Annotated in this window: 3 protein-coding genes; all 3 read left to right on the forward strand. The window is 46.1% G+C overall.

Annotation, left to right across the window (positions count from 1 at the left end):
• On the forward strand, positions 1 to 1209 hold a 1209-nt coding region (locus tag F8L24_RS06780), incomplete at its 5' end, for an alpha-amylase/4-alpha-glucanotransferase domain-containing protein (RefSeq protein ID WP_294953562.1).
• Positions 1202 to 2203, forward strand: coding sequence for a galactose-1-phosphate uridylyltransferase (galT, locus tag F8L24_RS06785; RefSeq protein WP_294953565.1), 1002 nt, complete (start codon positions 1202 to 1204; stop codon positions 2201 to 2203). The genes F8L24_RS06780 and galT, both read left to right, overlap by 8 nt.
• Positions 2204 to 2213: 10 nt before the next feature.
• The coding region (locus F8L24_RS06790) for a glycogen/starch synthase (RefSeq protein WP_294953568.1) at positions 2214 to 3290 on the forward strand (1077 nt) is incomplete at its 3' end.

Here is a 3290-nt window from a genome sequence, read left to right on the forward strand (position 1 = left end):
ATGGGAGAATGGAGTATGAAGGCGCAGGATGCACTGAAACTCGAAGCCATTAAAACGGAAGTATCCAAAACATATTTAGATGCGGACAAGTTCGTCAAAGGTGCTTTCTGGAAAAACTTTTTTGTCAAATATGAAGAATCAAACAGACTGCATAAAAGGATGATAGAGCTTTCAAAACATCAGGTAGATACAAAAAAATACCTTGATGCCCTCTACAGACTGCAAACCAATGATGTCTTTTGGCACGGTATTTTCGGAGGACTCTATCTGCCGAATCTGAGAGACAATGCCTACAGCTATCTTTGCGAATGTGAGAATATACGTTACCATAAAGTGAAACACCGTATAGAAGCTGCAGATACCGACATGGACGGATATGACGAGATTAAAATCGTTACAAAACATTTCATTGTACGTTTTGACAGCCGGCAGGGCGGACAAATGGTGGAATTTCTACAAAGAGACAGAAAGTTCAACTATCAGAATACCATGACACGCAGGGAAGAAGCCTATCACCAGACACTTCTGAATGAGGCACCTGATGACACAGCGCAGGAGTCTCGAAAAGAGATCGCTACCATACATACACTGAAAACAGAGGCAGACAGCAGCATTAGAGATGCGCTGTATTTTGACTGGTATGTCAAAAATTCTTTTGTCGACCACATCAGCGACAGCAGTCTGACACTTGAGAACTTCAGAAAATGCCGGTTTAAAGAGTATGGGGATTTTGCCGATCAGCCGTTTGGCTATACCGTCGACGATACGAAGCTGACCTTCAGGCGTGACGGCGGTATCTATGAAGACAAGACGTATGAGACAAGCGTGGCAAAAAGCTATATCTGCGATGCGGAAATGATACATTTTTCCGTAGAACTGGCAACAAAGAGCCCCAAACACTACCTGTACGGTTTGGAGTTCAATCAGCACTATGCCGATCTCGGGCATGTACTCCTGAACGGGGAAAGACTCAGTGAAGAGAGGACATTTGAAGGGATCAGGGATTTTTCACTGTGGGACGGATATACCCGGAAAGAGATCATTTTTACGCTTGACCATCCTTGTACCCTGCTGGCAGTGCCGCTTTGTACCGTCTCCAAAAGTGAAAAAGGATTTGACCTGATGGTGCAGGGGGTCAGTTTTATTCTGCTTTTCCCTTTTTCAGAATATTTGAACCTTCAGGGGTCTCTGGAGGTCAAAGATGTCTGATATACGCTATGACCTGCTGCATGATACCTATGTGATCGTAGCACCGAGCCGACTGACCCGGCCAAACCTTTTTCCGGACCATTCGGCTGCACTGAAAGAAGAAAGTACCTGTCCTTTCTGTGCCGGTCATGAGTCGATGACCCCGCCTGAAATATTTGCCCTGAAAGATGCCAAAGGCAAATGGAAAACAAGGGTCGTCCCCAACCTCTATAAAGCTGTAGCCATAGAAGCGACCGATGAGAAAAAAGAAGAAGGCCTCTATGAAAAAATAGACGGTTTTGGCGCCCATGAAATTATTGTGGATGTACCGGAACATATGACCGAGTTCGATGCCCTGGATGTGGAACAGATGACCGACTGGCTGCAAACGATCAAAGAGCGGATTAATGATCTCAGAAAAGATAACAGGCTGCATTACTTCACCCTCTTTAAAAACCAGGGAAAAAATGCAGGTTCGACACTTCCTCATGTCCATACACAGCTTATTGCCCTGCCGGTCGTGCCCCGTGAAGAGCTCCGTGTCCTGACACACCTCCATACCTACTACAGGCAGCACGGGCGCAGTGTCTTCAAAGACATCACAGACTATGAACGGGAGCAGAAAAGCAGGGTGGTGGATGAGAGTGAACATTTCCTGGCCTACACGCCGTACGGCAGCCAGTTTGCGTTTGAAGTCATCATTATGCCCAAAATAGACATAGCCGATATCGGCGCATGCCATGAAAGTCTGCTGGCAGAAGCAGCTTCTTTGCTGAAAAAAGTCCTTTCGGCTTTAAGAAGGGAGCTCAAAGCGTTCGACTATAACATTTACATACAAAACCCGCCTTTTCATAAAGCTTATGAAACAGAAGCGTTTTTTGACGATATACAGCATTTCTACCGGTTTTATATCCGGGTGGTTCCGCGGCTTTACCGAACAGGCGGCTTTGAATTGCAGAGCCGTATGACGATCAACCCTCTGTCTCCCGAAAAAGCGGCAGGGTTGTTGCGATGAAGGGGCTGTGATGAAAGTACTTTTTGCCAGCAGTGAAATGTATCCGTATTCCAAAAGCGGGGGACTGGGAGATGTAGCACATTCTCTGCCGCTTGCACTCAGGGAAGTGTGTGACATCATTCCCGTTACGCCGCTTTACCGGTTTATTGACAGAAAAAAATTCGGTCTGCATTCTTTGGGCAGGGTATATACGCTGAAAATGGGCTCAAAGACGTACCGCTATGAGCTTTTTCAGGCAAAAGAAAGTGATACGCTGTTCGTCTATAACGATATTTTGTGTGAAACGGAAGTGCTTTACGGATATGACAATGACGGTTTGCGTTTTGGTCTCTTTTCCCGTATGGTCGCAGAAATTGCCAAAAAGATACAGGCCGATATTGTACATCTCAATGACTGGCATACCGCACTGGCTGCACTTTTTTTGAAAGCAGAATCCATTAAAACCGTATTGACCATACACAATCTTGCCTATCAGGGGCTGTTTGACAAAAAAGTGCTGAAGAAACTGGCTATCGATAAAAAATATTTCACTATGGAAAGTCTGGAGTTCTACGGGAAAGCCAATTTCCTGAAAGCAGGTATCGCCTACAGTGAGAAGATCACCACAGTCAGTCCCAGCTATGCGAAAGAGATACTCACGGTTCGGTTCGGATGCGGCCTTGACGGTTTTCTGACGAAACACCGCAGGAAACTGACAGGCATACTGAACGGCATAGATACGGTATGCTTTGACCCGGAACATGACAGGGCGCTTTATGCCAATTTCAGTGCAGACCATGTCGGGAAAAAAGCTGCCAATAAAAAGGCATACTATAAGAATCTGGGCGTAAAAGAGAGGAAGAAACCTCTGTTTATTTTTATAGGCAGGCTGGTGGAGCAGAAAGGAATATCGGTCATCGCTGCATCGCTCAAGGATCTCTCTGCGGAGCCTCTGGAGTTCGTGATGCTTGGAGAAGGGGAAGCAGAGACAGAAAAGAAGCTCTCGGAACTGTCTGAGAAATATGGAAATATCCACTACCTGAAAGGGTACGATGAAGCGCTTTCCCGTCAGCTGTATGCTGCGGCCGACTTCCTGCTGATGCCTTCA

The organism is Sulfurovum sp. (assembly GCF_015493435.1).
In the GTDB taxonomy this organism is placed as follows: domain Bacteria; phylum Campylobacterota; class Campylobacteria; order Campylobacterales; family Sulfurovaceae; genus Sulfurovum.